Origin of the sequence: Methylobacterium sp. 88A, assembly GCF_000376345.1 — a bacterium.
GTDB lineage: Bacteria > Pseudomonadota > Alphaproteobacteria > Rhizobiales > Beijerinckiaceae > Methylobacterium > Methylobacterium bullatum.
Genome location: NZ_AQVT01000001.1, coordinates 3,501,506 through 3,516,313 on the forward strand (window position 1 = coordinate 3,501,506; position 14,808 = coordinate 3,516,313).

Consider the following 14,808-nt stretch of genomic DNA (forward strand, 5'->3'; position numbering starts at 1 on the left):
CAGCCCACAGCTCCATCCCCTCGAGAGATGGAGCCCCAAAAGTCCTGAAGCGATTGCTTCGTCGGGCGTGAGACCGAGCAAGGTGCTCAGGCCGCGGACGACCTCGCGGGAACTGCCGGTCCCTACCGCGAACACTTGCCAAGCGCCCGAGCCCCTCGCTACAGCCGCCCGACGCATCACCCCTGGCCGCGAGTGCTCCCATGACCGCCTACAAGCTCCTCCTCCTCCCTGGCGACGGCATCGGCCCGGAAGTCATGGCCCAGGTGACGACCGTGATCGGGGCGCTGGCGGAGACCGGCCTCGCAAGTTTCGAGACCGAGATCGACCTCGTTGGCGGGTCGTCCATCGACGCCCACGGCGTTCCGCTCACAGATGCGGCCCTGGCACGGGCGGACGCGGCCGATGCGATCCTGCTCGGGGCGGTGGGCGGCCCGAAATGGTCCGGTGTCGCCTACGACATCCGCCCCGAGGCGGGGCTCCTGCGGCTCCGCAAGGATCTCGGCCTGTTCGCCAACCTGCGCCCGGCGATCTGCTACCCCGCACTCGCCGACGCCTCGGCCCTCAAGCGCGAGCTGGTGGAGGGCCTCGACATCATGATCGTGCGCGAGCTCACGGGCGGCGTCTATTTCGGCGAGCCGAAGGAGATCACCACCCTGCCCGACGGCACCAAGCGCGCCGTGGATACCCAGGTCTACACCACGGGCGAGATCGAGCGGATCGCCCATGTGGCCTTCGATCTGGCGCGCAAGCGCTCGGGACGCGTGGCCTCGGCCGAGAAGCACAACGTGATGAAGTCCGGCGTCCTGTGGAAGGAGGTCGTCACAAAGGTCCATGCCGAGCATTACAGCGATGTCGAGTTGGAGCATGTGCTCGCCGACAATTGCGCCATGCAGCTGGTGCGCCGCCCCAAGCAGTTCGACGTCCTCGTCACCGACAACCTGTTCGGCGACGTGCTGTCGGACGTGGCGGCCATGCTCACGGGATCCCTCGGCATGCTGCCCTCTGCCTCCCTCGGCGCGGTGGATGAGAAAGGCAGCCGCAAGGCGCTCTACGAGCCCGTTCACGGCTCGGCCCCGGACATCGCCGGCCAGGATCTCGCCAACCCATTGGCCATGATCGGCTCGCTCGCCATGGCGCTCCGCTACTCGTTCGGCCTCGGCGAGGCGGCGGACCTTCTCGACGGCGCAATCACCGATGCACTCGCGGCGGGTGCCCGCACAAAGGATATCGCCGGAGAGGGCGTGACGCCGCTGGGGACCGCCGGGATGGGAGAGGCAGTCGTGGCGGCTCTCAAGTCGCGGGTGCGCTGAAGCGCGAACCGCGGTCTCGTCTGGACATGAAAAAGGCGCCGACCCGGTTGGGTCGGCGCCTTTTTCGGTTCATCGCCCGACTGCTGCCCTTAGTAGGGGCTGCCGTTGCGCGAGACGTAGGAGGTCGGGTCGATCGCATCGACACCGGAGAAGTCGATATTGTGGATCGCGCTCGACCGGGCGCCGACGAACGGGCCGTTGGTGATCGGATCGGGCAGGATCGCACCGCCGAAGCGATCGTTGCGGCCGTAGGGCGGCGAGTTCAGGTAGCTCGCCGTGATGAAGTGCGGATTCGTGGCCGGATTACTGATCGAGCCGTTATTCGCCTCGACGACGTTGCCGGCATCGAGCCAGCTGCGCGGACGGATGCGGATCGGCAGCGGCTGGCTGACGCGGATACCGGGGGCGTAGCGGCCCTGCGCCTCGGCGGCGGTATTCGCGGCGACGGCGGTGAGGGTGAGCGCGCCCATCAGGGCAATCGTGGCAGTGCGCATGACGGACCTTCGTTGAACCTGTGTAAGGGTAGACCTGATTTCCTTAAGAAACTCGGCCATTCATGGTGAGTAGACGTGCCAGTGGCGCCGTTGTTCCCGGCTTAAGGCCGCGCTTGTTCGGTACGCCGCAGTTTCGCCTCATTATGTCGAATTCGGCGCTTCGAGATCGAACCGGTTTCCCCGGCGGCCTCTCGATTGGGCGCGGCTGCGACCGGCGGTGCGCACCCGTCCACCCGCCTCGCCTCGAACACGCGATACGCCGCTTCGAGGTCCGGGAAAGCTTGGCCATTCAGAACGATCTTGTCCAGGGCGCAGACGATGGCGCGCGGCTCGGGAGGCTGGCTCAAGGGCGCGCAGAGCCAACCGTCGATGCGCGGAGCGACCGGCACGGGCCCGTTTTGCCCCGCATTGGAGAAGCCGGTGCAGACCCGCGTCACCGGACCGCTCAACGTGGCTTCCAGGGTCTCGAACGGACCGAACTTGGTCACGATCGAGCCGCGCTCGCCGGTTCGCACCACGGCGAGGCCCTGCCCCTCGGCGGCACGCCGGGCGATGGTGACGAACAGGCTGACCGGAGGATTCGGGCCCTCGCCGATGGTCAGTCTGAGATAGGGCGCCTCGCTGGCGTCGAAGCGGCCCTGTGAGAGGCTGTCCTCGCGGAGCCCCGTCGCCGGGTTGATGCGCGCGGGCTCGATCTTCGCCGGGTCGAGGGCATCGGGGTCATCGAGCCGGTATCGCGGCGCCGACGCGGCCATGGGAAGGGCCTGACGTACGTTCGAGGCGGTGGACGCACCATATGCCGGAGGGTTCGCGTCCACCGCCCCGGCCAAGCCCGCTTTCGGATCGCGGGGCGTCGGCTCACCGCCGACGAATCGTCCGACGGCGGCAAAGCAGATCAGGACCGTGAGACAGGGTACGGCGAACCGCACCAGCGGGCGGCGGGCGCGCCTGGCCGGCGATTCCTGGATCTCGTCCTGAACAGCGATGCGATGCATGTAACCCTGAAACCGGCGGCATTTCTCGCGGCTCGCGCCGCTCGGGTGGCGACCATGCCGTCGAGGGTGCGCAGATCGGGTTTCCCGCCGGGTGTCCGGTTCGAGGTTTCGGAATTCGCGGTGAATCAATCCTTGCCGAAGGCTCGGCGCGCCTGCCGTCGTGATCCGTTTGTGACGGCGCGAAAGTCTCGCGTGCAGCGCAACCCTTGACAGCCACGAAGACGAAGCGTCTTGCTCCGCCGATTACGGGATATCCGGCTTCCTTGACGGGCCGGACGAGACGGGGCGTGCCGGCATGTCTGCGGTACGGCGCGTTTTCGCAGCCGGTCGGTCCGGTCGAGACCGGGAACCTCTGCGAGCCCCACTGGCAACGGTACACGGATACGTGCCCGGAAATCCTGTCGGCGGAGCCGAGGCGAAGAGCCCGGCCACGGCGGCGAGCCAGGGCATCACGAAGCGGAGTTGGAGAGATGGGTTACAAGGTCGCCGTCGTCGGTGCCACGGGCAATGTCGGACGCGAGATGCTGGACATTCTGTCGGAGCGGGCATTCCCCGCCGACGAGGTCGTGGCTATCGCCTCGCGCCGCAGCGCCGGGCAGGAAGTTTCCTTCGGTGACAAGATCCTGAAGGTGAAGGCGCTCGACACCTACGATTTCTCCGACACCGACATCTGCCTGATGTCCGCCGGCGGCGAGACCTCGAAGGAATGGTCGCCGCGCATCGGCCAGACCGGTTGCGTCGTCATCGATAATTCGTCGGCCTTCCGCTACCATCCCGACGTGCCGCTGATCGTGCCGGAAGTGAATCCGGAGGCGATCACCGGCTTCTCGAAGATGAACATCATCGCCAACCCGAACTGCTCCACGGCGCAGCTCGTCGTCGCGCTGAAGCCCCTGCACGACGTGGCCAAGATCACCCGCGTGGTGGTGGCGACCTATCAGTCGGTCTCCGGCGCCGGCAAGGAGGCCATGGACGAGCTGTTCCAGCAGACCCGTTCGGTCTTCACCGCCGGTCAGATGACCATGGAGAAGTTCCCCAAGCGCATCGCCTTCAACGTCATCCCGCAGATCGACGTGTTCCTCGACGACGGCTCCACCAAGGAAGAGTGGAAGATGGTCGCCGAGACCAAGAAAATGCTCGATCCCAAGATCAAGCTGACGGCGACCTGCGTACGCGTGCCGGTGTTCATCGGCCATGCCGAAGCGGTGAACGTCGAGTTCGAGCACCCGATCTCGCCCGAGGAGGCCACCGCCCTCCTGCGCTCGGCGCCGGGCATCCTGGTCGTCGATAAGCGTGAGCCCGGCGGCTACATGACTCCGCACGAGGCGGCCGGCGAGGATGCGACCTATGTCTCGCGCATCCGCGCGGATTCCACGGTCGATAACGGCCTCTCGTTCTGGTGCGTCGCCGACAACCTGCGTAAGGGCGCGGCCCTGAACACGGTGCAGATCGCCGAGATGCTGATCAACCGGAAGCTGCTTAAGGAGCGGGCTGCGGCCTGATCACTCCACTTCCAGTCCTCGGGCCGAAACCCATCGACCGGCCATTTTCATCGACGCCGTCCCGTTCACGGGGCGGCGTTTTTCCAGAATAGGCCCTGCGCGGCGAGGCCCCCCAGCGTGTAAAGATTCCGACCGTAAGATCATGCTCATCCCGTAAACGGGCAAGCATCTCCTTCCGGATAACATCGCTCTTCGCGTCGGTCGGGTCCCTCGACGTGGCGTAGCTCGCTGTCGTCACCGCGATGAACGGCTTGGACCGGGATGATCGGGCTGTCAGGGTTGGCAAGCTTACAGGGAGAAAATCGCCGAGCGGAGCGATGTCATCCCACAGATCATCGGGGAGAAGTGGTCTGACCATGCCAAACCAACGCTCGATATCCGGCTCGGAGCCGTTCCGTGAGGCACCCTTAGTTGCCCCCTGATGATGGCTGCCCCCGGGTCCCATCGTAAATCGCGAACTGGAGGGGGCAAGCGTCAAGCTCACCCGCAGGATCTCGATAGCCAGGCTAGCGAAAAGGTTTTGGCCTTGGCCGGGTCGTCAGCGAGGTAGGAACTTACAAGGTGCCGCAGATCACCTTCGCGAAATTGTCGACCTCGCTTACCTTAATGACCCTGGATTCGCGCGGAAGCCTGCATTGGGTCTCGCTGATTAGGCGGCTCGCAACGTGCTCAGGAAGCGGTGGATCTCCTCCGAGAGGTGTTCGGACTGGGAGGATAACTGATCCGAGACAAGGAGCACCTGTTGAGCGGCGGCCCCGGTATCCTTCGAGGCATGAGCGACGCCAGCAAGGTTGCCCGTCACTTCGGCGGTGCCGCTCGAGGCTTGCGCCACATTGCGCACGATCTCCTGGGTTGCGGTTCCCTGTTGCTCGACGGCCGCAGCGATGCTGGCGGCCACGTCATTGATCTCGCGGATTCGGTCGGTGATGGAGTCGATGGCCGACACGGCCTGATCTGTCACGCTTTGAATTTCGCCGATCTGCGCAGCGATCTCCTTCGTCGCGTCCGCCGTCTGTCTCGCCAGCTCCTTCACTTCGGCGGCGACGACCGCGAAGCCGCGGCCTGCATCACCGGCACGCGCCGCCTCGATCGTGGCATTGAGGGCAAGCAGATTGGTCTGGCCGGCGATGCTGGAAATCATCCCGACCATGTCACCGATCCGGGACGAGGTCTGGCGCAACGCCCCGACGAAGGCCACGGTGCGGTTGGCTTCGCCCACGGCCGCCTGAGCCAGTCCCGCCGAGCCTTGAACCTGGCGGGCGATTTCATGGACGGAACTGCCGAGCTCTTCGGCTGCGGCAGCCACCATGCTGACATTTGCAGCCGCATGTTCGGCAGCCGATAGCATAAGGGATGATAATTCAGCTGTTTCCATCGCTGTCTTGGTCATAAGTTTCGCAGATACTTGTAGGTCATCCGAAAACGAATTGACTGATCCAGAAACTTTTCCAACTGATTGCTCAAATTCTTCTGTCAATGTATTCATATATATCTTCTTTTCATTTTGTATCTCGATATGTTTTGCGTCCTCTACAAACGTTACTGTGAAATTTTTTCCCTCTATATTAATAGACTCACAGTGAATGTCGACCATGAATTCCGTTTTGTCTAATCGTAAAAATCTCATAGTTGCTGTAGCGTGCCCATCTCGCTTGATACTTTCTATGAAAGGGCCGGCCACATCGTTTATCGTGAGTCCATTCCCCTGTTCAAATGTATGATATGACATCACTGAAATATTTGTAATTTCCTCTATAGAGCTGGCGCGCATTGTCGTCATGAATTTGTTGTTCACGTATACAACATTGAAAACCGGCGAATCATCATCGACGACGTAAATCGCATGAGACATGCGGTCGAGGAACTGCGCACACACATTGTGTGGAAGCACTCGCGAATTAACCTTCTTAGATCGTCTAGTAAAAATCTTCATGATTGGCCGTCCTGAGAAAAGTATTCTAGACAGATGAACGTTATATAACTATAATAGTGAATATTTCGTTATTAATTGCACACTATAATATATTACCTGGGCAACGCTTGGGCACTGATTATCCACGCACCGCCGAAGCGCGGGCCGCAACGAACGAGGCGACGCAACGGTTGACAGCCTTGAATTTCCATCTGAGCGAGCCGGTACTCGGCACCGTAATTCAGCACGATATCGGCGAGACATTTAAATCGCGGAACTATCCCAACGTTCTCGTCGAATATTCAATCGATAGAACTACGCGAACGAGAGCTGATTATGGGTAGAAAAATTCTGTTCGCTTGGACTTGTATGAATATACCCCAAGCCAGATGGTTTGCGTCTATGACTATAAGACGGGCAGAAAGGGACTCAGCGCAACGCGGGCACTCCTTCTGGCCAGGACTGCGCGGATGCATTTCCCGAACGCCAAATGCGTCGTCATTGTCCAGGTAAGGCCGAACTGATGACGACGAAGCGCCAAATCAAGGGCCTCTACGCGCCACTGCTCCAAGCCAACCCGGATCTGCTCCCTGCCGGCAGGAACAGGGTTTGGCTGAAGCCCGTGGGGCCCGTGGGACGGATGATCTTCGTCGATCGGATCTCGAACCCTGCCGTCTGCGTGGTGAGTTGGCACCTCGTACCCTTCTTCATGCACGAAACGCGGTCCTGGCAGGACCTGGGACGAGGCGGCGATGAAATCCAGCGATCCGGTCGCTTTCCTGGAGGCTATGGTTGGTTCTGGTCTGATCCCACCATCTACGAGGACTTCGTGTTTCAGGTCGATGCGGTGGCCTTCTCGGCCCTCCGTCCCCTGGATACCGGCCGCAAGTGCCTGGAATTCTTACGGACTCACCGGGACTGCGCCTGTTTTCTCAACAAGGACTGGCACCTCGCCGCCTGCATCGCGCTCGACGAGATCGAGAAAGCCCAAGAGATCTGGGCTTCGATGCCACCGTTCTATTTCAACGGTTACATCCCGGAAAACGCATTCGAACAGCAGATGCACGACCGGCTTCGCCTGCTCGATGAACCCTTGCGAGCAGCTGACCGGGACGCGCTCTTCGAGATTCTACGCCGCTGGGAGGCGGAGACCATCGTCGGATCGCCGTTAGAGCCCTACTGGTCTCCCGGACAATACCCGTTCTGACGTCCATGGCGGCTCATCCGCCGGTCAGGTCTGCGGCCGCCTCGGCCTCCAACGCCGCCACATCCCCACCACTGATTGCCGGCAGGCACCGGGTGATCCGCTCGGCATCCCAGTCCCACCACGCCACGGCCTGGAGTCGCGCGGCGATATCGGACGGTACGCGCATCCGCACGAGCGTGGCCGGGTTGCCGGCGACGATGGCGTAGGGAGGTACGTCGCGGGTGACCACGGATTTGGCGGCGACCACGGCTCCATCGCCGATGCGGATTCCCGGTAGGATCGTGCTGTCGTAGCCGAGCCAGACATCGTTGCCGATCACCGTGTCGCCCCGGTTGGGGAAGGCCATCTCTTCGGGGAAGCGTCCGGCCCAGGCGCCGCCGAAGATGACGAACGGGTAGGTGGAGGGCGCGTCAAGGCGGTGGTTGCCCCCGTTCATGAGGAAGCGCGTGCCCGCCGCAAACGCGCAGAAGCGACCGATTCGCAAGCGGTCGCCCAGGAAGGCGAAGTGGTAGAGGATGTTGTCGAGGAAGGCCTCCGGGCCACCAGGGTCGTCATAGTAAGTGTAGGCGCCGATTTCGACATTCGGCGGCAGGGGGAGATTGCGGATGAAGGTGATGCGGCTGTGGCCCGTAACCGGGTGAAGGCAATCCGGGTCGGGGCCGAATGACGAACCGGCGGTCATGGCCGAGGCTTCCTGGAACGAGTTGACGGCGACGGAGCGACCGGGATGCGCTCCGCCGGGGAACGGCTCGCGAAATCGCTTGAAACGATCCGACGATGGGACTACTCATAGCACATCAGTTCTGGTTGCAGTCTTGAGGCTGTGGTTCGGGAGTGGGCCCCACCGGGTCCGCTCTTTTTTATTGCCGCAACGCCTCTCGCACCGGATCGCTTCACGCAAGGCCGGACGTACAGCGCAGCATGGCGGACACTTCCGAAAAACGTCTGATCACCGAGACCGGCGTCGCCGCACGGGTCGTGCAGGTCATCGAGGCTTCGATCGAGGGCCTCGGCTATCGCGTGGTCCGGGTGCGGGTGTCGAGCGCCAATGGCTGCACCGTGCAGATCATGGCCGAGCGGCCGGACGGCACCATGACGGTGGACGATTGCGAGACCGTGAGCCGGGCGATCTCGCCTCTGCTCGATCTCGACGACCCGGTGGGCAAGGCCTATTATCTGGAAATCTCTTCCCCCGGCATCGACCGGCCGCTGGTACGGGCCGTCGATTTCGAGCGTTGGGCCGGCTACGAAGCCAAGATCGAGCTGGCGATACCCCTCGACGGCCGGAAGCGTTTTCGCGGGATCATCCGAGCTCCTAACGCGGATGGCCTCACGGTGCCGATCGATCTTCCCGACGTGAAGGAGGGTCTGCCGAGCCGCATCGACCTGCCACTTCGCGATCTCGGCGACGCCTACCTCGTCCTCACCGACGATCTCGTGCGTGAATCGCTGCGACGCGGCGGCGGGCCACCGCCGATGCTGGACGATGAGGACGACACCGAGATCGAAGAGGGCGCCGAGGCCGAGATCGAGCCCCCCGCCCCTCTCAAGAAGAAGGTCGAGCGGCCGCTGAAGCCCAAGGCTTCGGCCAAGCCCAAGCCCGAAAAGATCGAAACCGAGGCGAGCCGGGCCAACAAGGCCAAGCCGGTCCGCACCAAGGCGGTGCGGGTCAAGGACGACGGCAAGCTTCACTAGAACATCGGCCCGGAGCCCAGGCGGATGCCCGATGGCACGCCGGGGTTTCCGAAAAAAACACACGACGAAGAGAGGGACGAAATCCGATGGCTGTCGTCAGCGCCAATAGGCTCGAACTCCTGCAGATCGCCGAAGCGGTCGCCCGTGAGAAGGTGATCGACCGCTCCATCGTCATCGACGCCATGGAGGAGGCCATCGCCAAGGCTGCCCGCTCACGCTACGGCGCCGAGACGGACGTCCATGCCGAGATCGACCCCAAGACCGGGGCGCTCCGCCTGTCGCGCCACCTCGTGGTGGTGGACGAGGTCGAAAACGACGCCCGCGAGGTCACCCTCGACCAGGCCCGCCGTTACAATCCCGGCGCGCTGGTGGGAGACGTGATCTCCGACACCCTGCCGCCCTTCGATTTCGGCCGCGTCGCAGCCCAGTCGGCCAAGCAGGTCATCGTCCAGAAGGTGCGCGACGCCGAGCGCGACCGCCAGTTCGACGAGTACAAGGATCGCATCGGCGAGATCGTCAACGGCCTCGTCAAGCGGGTCGAGTACGGCAACGTCATCGTCGATCTGGGACGCGGCGAGGGCATCGTGCGCCGCGACGAGATGATCCCGCGCGAGACCTTCCGCCCCGGCGACCGTATCCGTTCCTATCTGTTCGACGTGCGCCGCGAAGTGCGTGGTCCACAGATCTTCCTGTCGCGCTCCCACCCGCAATTCATGGCCAAGCTCTTCGGGCAGGAAGTGCCGGAGATCTACGACGGCATCGTCGAAGTGAAGGCGGTGGCCCGCGATCCGGGCTCGCGCGCCAAGATCGCGGTGATCTCGCGGGACGGCTCCATCGACCCCGTCGGTGCCTGCGTCGGCATGCGCGGCTCCCGCGTCCAGGCGGTGGTCGGCGAGTTGCAGGGCGAGAAGGTCGACATCATCCCGTGGTCGGAAGACCAGGCGACCTTCATCGTCAACGCGCTCCAGCCCGCAGAGGTGGTCAAGGTGGTGCTCGACGAGGAGGCCGACCGCATCGAGGTGGTGGTGCCCGACGACCAGCTCTCGCTGGCCATCGGCCGTCGCGGCCAGAACGTGCGCCTCGCCTCGCAGCTCACCGGCTGGGACATCGACATCCTCACCGAGGCCGAGGAATCCGAGCGGCGCCAGAAAGAATTCGCCGAACGCACCGCTGTCTTCATGGCCGCCCTCGACGTCGACGAGACGGTGGGTCAGCTCCTCGCGGCGGAAGGTTTCCGGAACGTGGAGGAAATCGCCTATGTCGAGCCGGGCGAGCTCGCCAATATCCAGGGCCTCGACGAGGAAAGCGGCACCGAGATCCAGGCCCGCGCCCAGGATCACCTCGCCCGAGTCGAATCGGAGTTCGACGCCAAGCGCCAGGAACTCGGCGTCGCCGACGACCTGCGCGAGATCGACGGCGTGACCACGCCGATGCTGGTGGCGTTGGGCGAGAACGACGTGAAGTCGGTGGAAGATCTCGCGGGCTGCGCCACGGACGATCTCGTGGGCTACACCGAGGGACGCGGCCCCGAGGCCACCAAGCATGCTGGCTATCTCGACGGGTTCGAGATCTCCCGCGCTGAAGCAGAAGCCATGATCATGGCGGCCCGCGTGAAGGCCGGATGGATCGAGGCGCCGTCCGAGGCGGATGAGGCCGAGACCACCGACGGAGAGCCCGAGGCGGTCTGAGCACGGCGTTCCGGGCGAGCCAGGCACTCCCCCCCTGAGGCACCCGCCTGAGGCGGGCCTTAGGAATCGCAGGGCCGACCGGAGAGTGCCTTCGCGACATTCCGGCATCTCACGTCGAGGATGCCGGTGGATTGCAAGGCGAGAGGGCCGCGAATTGTTGCGGTCCATGCGACGATCAACAGGGATCCGACCGCCGCATGACGGGCGAATACGCAGATGTCGCGGACGATGCCGCCGAGCCCGAGCCGAGCACGCTGCTCGATCCCGGTCTCGGGCGCGGCCGGCGCAATGCAATGCGCACATGCCTCGTCAGCCGGGTCGCCCAAAATCCCGATGGTATGATTCGGTTCGTTCTGTCGCCGGGCGGCGAGGTGGTAACCGATCTGAAAGCGAAGCTGCCGGGGCGCGGTGCATGGCTCACCGCCGATCGCGTCACCGTGGAGGCGGCCTTGAAGAAGCGGCTGTTCCAGCGTGCCTTCAAGACCAAGGATGCCGTGGCACCGGCGGATCTGGGCGACCGGATCGCCGCGATCCTGCGCGAGGACCTGCGCCAATCCCTATCACTCGCCAACAAGGCGGGTTGCCTGGTGGCCGGCTTCGCCAAGGTCGAATCCGCGATCGGCGACAAGGCCGGCGTAGCCGCCGTGATACAGGCCTCGGATGGCAGTGCGGATGGCAGGCGGAAGATCGCTGCGGCATTGCACCGGAGGCATGGCGATGCCATATCCCGTGTCCCGGTCATCGATGATTTGTCCAATGAAGAATTGGACATGGCCTTGGGTCGGGATCATGTGATACATGCGGCGCTTGTCGCAGGAGTCGGAAGCACCGGCTGCCTTGCGCGTTGGCGTCGGCTACGCTCTTTCGAGGGCAAGCCCACGACGGCCGAGGGGGCCGGTTACGCCCGAACAGGGCAGACCGCTCCGACTCTGCAGGACGACGACGAGACGGATTTACCCGGCGCACAGCAGTTTGCCGGTTCACGGGACGATGGAAACCCTCAGGGTTTGGACTGAATGAGCGATACGAATAATCCGGGCGACAAGACGCAGGCACGACCCCCCTCGAAGCCGCTGTCCTTGAAGCGCCCGATCGAGCAGGGAACGGTGCGTCAGAGCTTCTCCCATGGCCGCTCCAAGCAGGTCGTGGTCGAGACCGTGAAGCGGCGCGTCATCGGGGCGGCACCGGCCGCTCCCGTTCGCGAAACGCAACCGGTCGCCCCGGCGTCACGCGTGGCGCCTCCCGCACCTGCGGCTCCGCGCCCCGCCCAGCGGGCGGCGGGTGGCGTCGTGCTGCGGACATTGAGCGAGCAGGAGCGTGACGCGCGCGCCGCAGCTCTCGCCGACGCCCAGCGCCGCGAGCAGGAAGCACGCCGCAAGGTCGAGGAAGAGGCCGCTGCTCAGCGTGCCCGCGAGGCCGAGGAAATCCGTCAGCGCGAGGCCGAAGAGCGTCGCCGCCAGGAAGAGGAGCGTCTTCGCGCCGAGGAGCAGGCTCGCCTGCGTGCCGAGGAAGAAGCTGCTCGTGAGGCAGCTCGCGCCGCTGAGGCCGCTGCGAAGGAGGCCGCTGCGGCAGCCCCCGCAGCTGCGCCCGTTCCGGCAACGCCGCCGAAGCCCGTCTCCAAGACGGTGCCGATGGCGCCCGTCTCGGCTCCGATATCCTCCACCCCGAAGCCTGCCCCGGCAGCACCTGCTCCCGCTCCGCAGGCTGCGGCCCCGGCTCGTCCGGCGGCCCCTGCCGTGCGTCAGCCCCTCACAGCACGCCCGACACCGGCCGAGCCGCGCAAGACCATCACCGCAGACGTGCGCAAGCCGCGCGACCTGAACTTCATGGCCAAGCCGGCGCCCGCGCCCGAGCCAGAGGCGGCTCCGACCGCTTCCACGGCTGCACGCCCGGCCGGTGCGGCGGCTCCCACCGCCCGCGCGCCGGGTCGGCCACAGGCTGCCGAGGAGGAGAGCGAGCAGAAGCGCGTGATCCGCCGTCCGGGCATGCCGCTCAAGATCATCACGCCGCCCAAGACCCCCAAGCAGCCGGGCGGCGACCGCAACCGTGGGCGTCTCACGATCGCTACCGCCACGTCGGGCGAGGACGAGCGCACGCGTTCCGTTGCCTCGTTCCGCCGCCGTCAGCAGCGCATGAGCGGCAACCGGCAGGTTGAGCAAAAGGAAAAGCTCTCCCGCGAGGTGACGATCCCCGAGACGATCACCATCCAGGAACTCGCCAACCGCATGTCGGAGCGGGCCGTGGACGTGATTCGCCTGCTCATGAAGCAGGGCGAGATCCACAAGATCACCGACGTGATCGACTCGGATTCCGCTCAGCTCATTGCCGAGGAACTCGGACACACCGTGCGCCGCGTCGCCGAGTCAGACGTCGAGGAAGGCCTGTTCAACGACGAGCCCGATCTCGAGGAGGATCTCGATCCGCGTCCGCCCGTCGTGACCATCATGGGCCACGTCGACCACGGCAAGACCTCGCTCCTCGACGCCATCCGCAAGACCGCGGTGGTGTCCGGTGAGGCCGGCGGCATCACACAGCATATCGGCGCTTACCAAGTGGCCTCGCCATCCGGTGACATGGTCACCTTCATCGACACCCCCGGCCACGCGGCCTTCACCTCCATGCGCGCCCGTGGTGCCAAGGTGACGGACATCGTCGTGCTCGTGGTGGCGGCAGACGACGGCGTCATGCCCCAGACGGTGGAGGCGATCAGCCATGCGAAGGCGGCCGGAGTGCCGCTCATCGTGGCGATCAACAAGATCGACAAGCCCGAGGCGAACCCGCAGCGGGTCCGCACCGAGTTGCTGCAGCACGACATCCAGGTCGAATCGATGGGCGGTGAGACCCTGGAATTCGAAGTCTCCGCCAAGACCGGCGACGGTCTGCCGGACCTTCTCGAAGGCCTGCAGCTCCAGGCCGAGATCCTGAACTTGCGTGCTAACGAAGCCCGCGACGGCGAGGGTACGGTCATCGAAGCCAAGCTCGATCGCGGTCGTGGTCCCGTCGCGACGGTGCTCGTGCAGCGCGGAACGCTCTTCACCGGCGACATCGTCGTCGCCGGCGCCGAATGGGGTCGCGTCCGCGCCCTCATCGACGACAAGGGAGAGAGCATCCCCTATGCCGGTCCGTCGGTGCCGGTGGAGGTGCTCGGCTTCAATGGAACTCCGGACGCGGGTGACCGCGTGGCCGTGGTGCCGAACGAAGCCCGTGCCCGTGAAGTCACCGAATATCGCGCCCGTCAGAAGCGCGAGCGCATCGCCGCACGGACCGGCGGTGCGAACCGCTCGCTCGTCGACATGATGCGCGACCTCAAGGAAGGCCTGGGCCGCAAGGAACTCGCCATCGTCGTCAAGGGCGACGTGCAGGGCTCGGTGGAAGCCATCATCGGCGCACTGGAGAAGCTCGGCAACGATGAGGTGTCGGCGCGCATCCTGCTCGCGGGTGTCGGCGGCATCACCGAGTCGGACGTCACCCTGGCGGAGGCCTCCAAGGCCGTCGTCATCGGCTTCAACGTGCGAGCCCACAAGGAAGCGCGCGAATCGGCCGAGAACAAGGGCGTCGAAATCCGCTACTACAACATCATCTACGACCTCGTGGATGACATCAAAGCGACTCTCTCGGGCATGCTCCCGCCGACCCTGCGCGAGGAGCGCCTCGGCGAGGCGCAGATCCTGCAGATCTTCGATGTCTCGAAGGTCGGCAAGATCGCCGGCTGCCGCGTCACCGACGGTGTCGTGCAGCGCGGTGCTCATGTCCGCCTGATCCGCGACAGCGTGGTGATCCACGAGGGCAAACTGTCCCAGCTGAAGCGCCTCAAGGACGACGCCAAGGAAGTCGGGTCGGGTTACGAGTGCGGTATGTCCTTCGAGAACTTCCAGGACATGCGCGCCGGCGACACGATCGAGTGCTACCGGGTCGAGGAGATCCGCCGCACGCTCTAGCAGCGACGCGGCCAGACGAACCCGGCGGCTGCAGCGCGCGCTGCAGCCGCCGTTTTGTTTTGAAGAG

The 14,808-nt window shown here is 64.6% G+C and carries 10 protein-coding genes and 1 pseudogene; 7 read left to right on the top strand and 4 right to left on the bottom strand.

Annotated elements, in window-relative coordinates; genetic code table 11:
* Positions 1 to 200: 200 nt before the first annotated feature.
* On the top strand, positions 201 to 1,310 hold the full coding sequence (gene leuB / locus A3OM_RS0116775; protein ID WP_018044927.1) for a 3-isopropylmalate dehydrogenase: 1,110 nt from the start codon (positions 201 to 203) through the stop codon (positions 1,308 to 1,310).
* Between the two features lie 89 nt (positions 1,311 to 1,399).
* Here the strand turns inward: leuB and A3OM_RS0116780 are convergent, their stop codons facing one another.
* Both A3OM_RS0116780 and A3OM_RS0116785 read right to left on the bottom strand, forming a co-directional pair.
* Positions 1,400 to 1,804 (bottom strand): hypothetical protein, encoded by a 405-nt coding sequence (locus A3OM_RS0116780; RefSeq protein WP_018044928.1) that lies wholly within the window; start codon positions 1,802 to 1,804, stop codon positions 1,400 to 1,402.
* A 101-nt stretch (positions 1,805 to 1,905) separates the two neighbouring features.
* Positions 1,906 to 2,799, bottom strand: a complete 894-nt coding sequence (locus tag A3OM_RS0116785) for a hypothetical protein (RefSeq protein WP_018044929.1) — start codon at positions 2,797 to 2,799, stop codon at positions 1,906 to 1,908.
* 470 nt (positions 2,800 to 3,269) lie between these two features.
* Between A3OM_RS0116785 and A3OM_RS0116790 the strand changes: the two genes are divergently transcribed.
* The gene (locus tag A3OM_RS0116790) at positions 3,270 to 4,301 is read left to right on the top strand and encodes an aspartate-semialdehyde dehydrogenase (protein ID WP_018044930.1); all 1,032 of its coding nucleotides are present in this window, start codon (positions 3,270 to 3,272) and stop codon (positions 4,299 to 4,301) included.
* A gap of 649 nt (positions 4,302 to 4,950) precedes the next feature.
* On the opposite strand, the pseudogene A3OM_RS25390 reads toward A3OM_RS0116790, so the two are convergent.
* Positions 4,951 to 5,802: pseudogene (locus tag A3OM_RS25390) on the bottom strand (methyl-accepting chemotaxis protein); the annotation flags it as partial.
* A gap of 934 nt (positions 5,803 to 6,736) precedes the next feature.
* Here A3OM_RS25390 and A3OM_RS0116800 point away from each other — a divergent pair.
* Entirely contained in the window at positions 6,737 to 7,420 is a 684-nt protein-coding gene (locus tag A3OM_RS0116800; protein ID WP_018044932.1) for a hypothetical protein, read from the top strand.
* A gap of 13 nt (positions 7,421 to 7,433) precedes the next feature.
* Here A3OM_RS0116800 and A3OM_RS0116805 read toward each other — a convergent pair whose 3' ends face one another.
* Positions 7,434 to 8,102, bottom strand: a complete 669-nt coding sequence (locus A3OM_RS0116805; RefSeq protein ID WP_018044933.1) for a CatB-related O-acetyltransferase — start codon at positions 8,100 to 8,102, stop codon at positions 7,434 to 7,436.
* A gap of 239 nt (positions 8,103 to 8,341) precedes the next feature.
* Between A3OM_RS0116805 and rimP the strand changes: the two genes are divergently transcribed.
* The 4 genes from rimP to infB all read left to right on the top strand — a co-directional run bounded on the left by rimP (position 8,342) and on the right by infB (position 14,741).
* Positions 8,342 to 9,115: a ribosome maturation factor RimP gene (gene rimP, locus A3OM_RS0116810; protein WP_018044934.1), complete on the top strand. Its 774-nt coding sequence runs from the start codon at positions 8,342 to 8,344 to the stop codon at positions 9,113 to 9,115.
* 86 nt (positions 9,116 to 9,201) lie between these two features.
* Positions 9,202 to 10,803 carry a transcription termination factor NusA gene (nusA, locus tag A3OM_RS0116815; RefSeq protein WP_018044935.1) on the top strand — a complete coding sequence of 534 codons (1,602 nt, stop codon included), beginning with the start codon at positions 9,202 to 9,204 and terminating at the stop codon, positions 10,801 to 10,803.
* Positions 10,804 to 11,000: 197 nt separating this feature from the next.
* Entirely contained in the window at positions 11,001 to 11,819 is an 819-nt protein-coding gene (locus A3OM_RS0116820; RefSeq protein ID WP_018044936.1) for an RNA-binding protein, read from the top strand.
* Positions 11,820 to 14,741, top strand: coding sequence for a translation initiation factor IF-2 (gene infB, locus A3OM_RS0116825; protein WP_018044937.1), 2,922 nt, complete (start codon positions 11,820 to 11,822; stop codon positions 14,739 to 14,741). It begins immediately after the preceding gene.
* Positions 14,742 to 14,808 lie beyond the last annotated feature (67 nt).

Excerpts from the sequence above, each read along its gene's own strand:
- A3OM_RS0116800 (WP_018044932.1), top strand. The coding sequence starts at position 6,737 with ATGACGACGAAGCGCCAAATCAAGGGCCTCTACGCGCCACTGCTCCAA.
- A3OM_RS0116790 (WP_018044930.1), top strand. The coding sequence starts at position 3,270 with ATGGGTTACAAGGTCGCCGTCGTCGGTGCCACGGGCAATGTCGGACGC.
- infB (WP_018044937.1), top strand. The coding sequence starts at position 11,820 with ATGAGCGATACGAATAATCCGGGCGACAAGACGCAGGCACGACCCCCC.
- nusA (WP_018044935.1), top strand. The coding sequence starts at position 9,202 with ATGGCTGTCGTCAGCGCCAATAGGCTCGAACTCCTGCAGATCGCCGAA.
- rimP (WP_018044934.1), top strand. The coding sequence starts at position 8,342 with ATGGCGGACACTTCCGAAAAACGTCTGATCACCGAGACCGGCGTCGCC.
- A3OM_RS0116805 (WP_018044933.1), bottom strand. The coding sequence starts at position 8,102 with ATGACCGCCGGTTCGTCATTCGGCCCCGACCCGGATTGCCTTCACCCG.
- leuB (WP_018044927.1), top strand. The coding sequence starts at position 201 with ATGACCGCCTACAAGCTCCTCCTCCTCCCTGGCGACGGCATCGGCCCG.
- A3OM_RS0116785 (WP_018044929.1), bottom strand. The coding sequence starts at position 2,799 with ATGCATCGCATCGCTGTTCAGGACGAGATCCAGGAATCGCCGGCCAGG.
- A3OM_RS0116780 (WP_018044928.1), bottom strand. The coding sequence starts at position 1,804 with ATGCGCACTGCCACGATTGCCCTGATGGGCGCGCTCACCCTCACCGCC.
- A3OM_RS0116820 (WP_018044936.1), top strand. The coding sequence starts at position 11,001 with ATGACGGGCGAATACGCAGATGTCGCGGACGATGCCGCCGAGCCCGAG.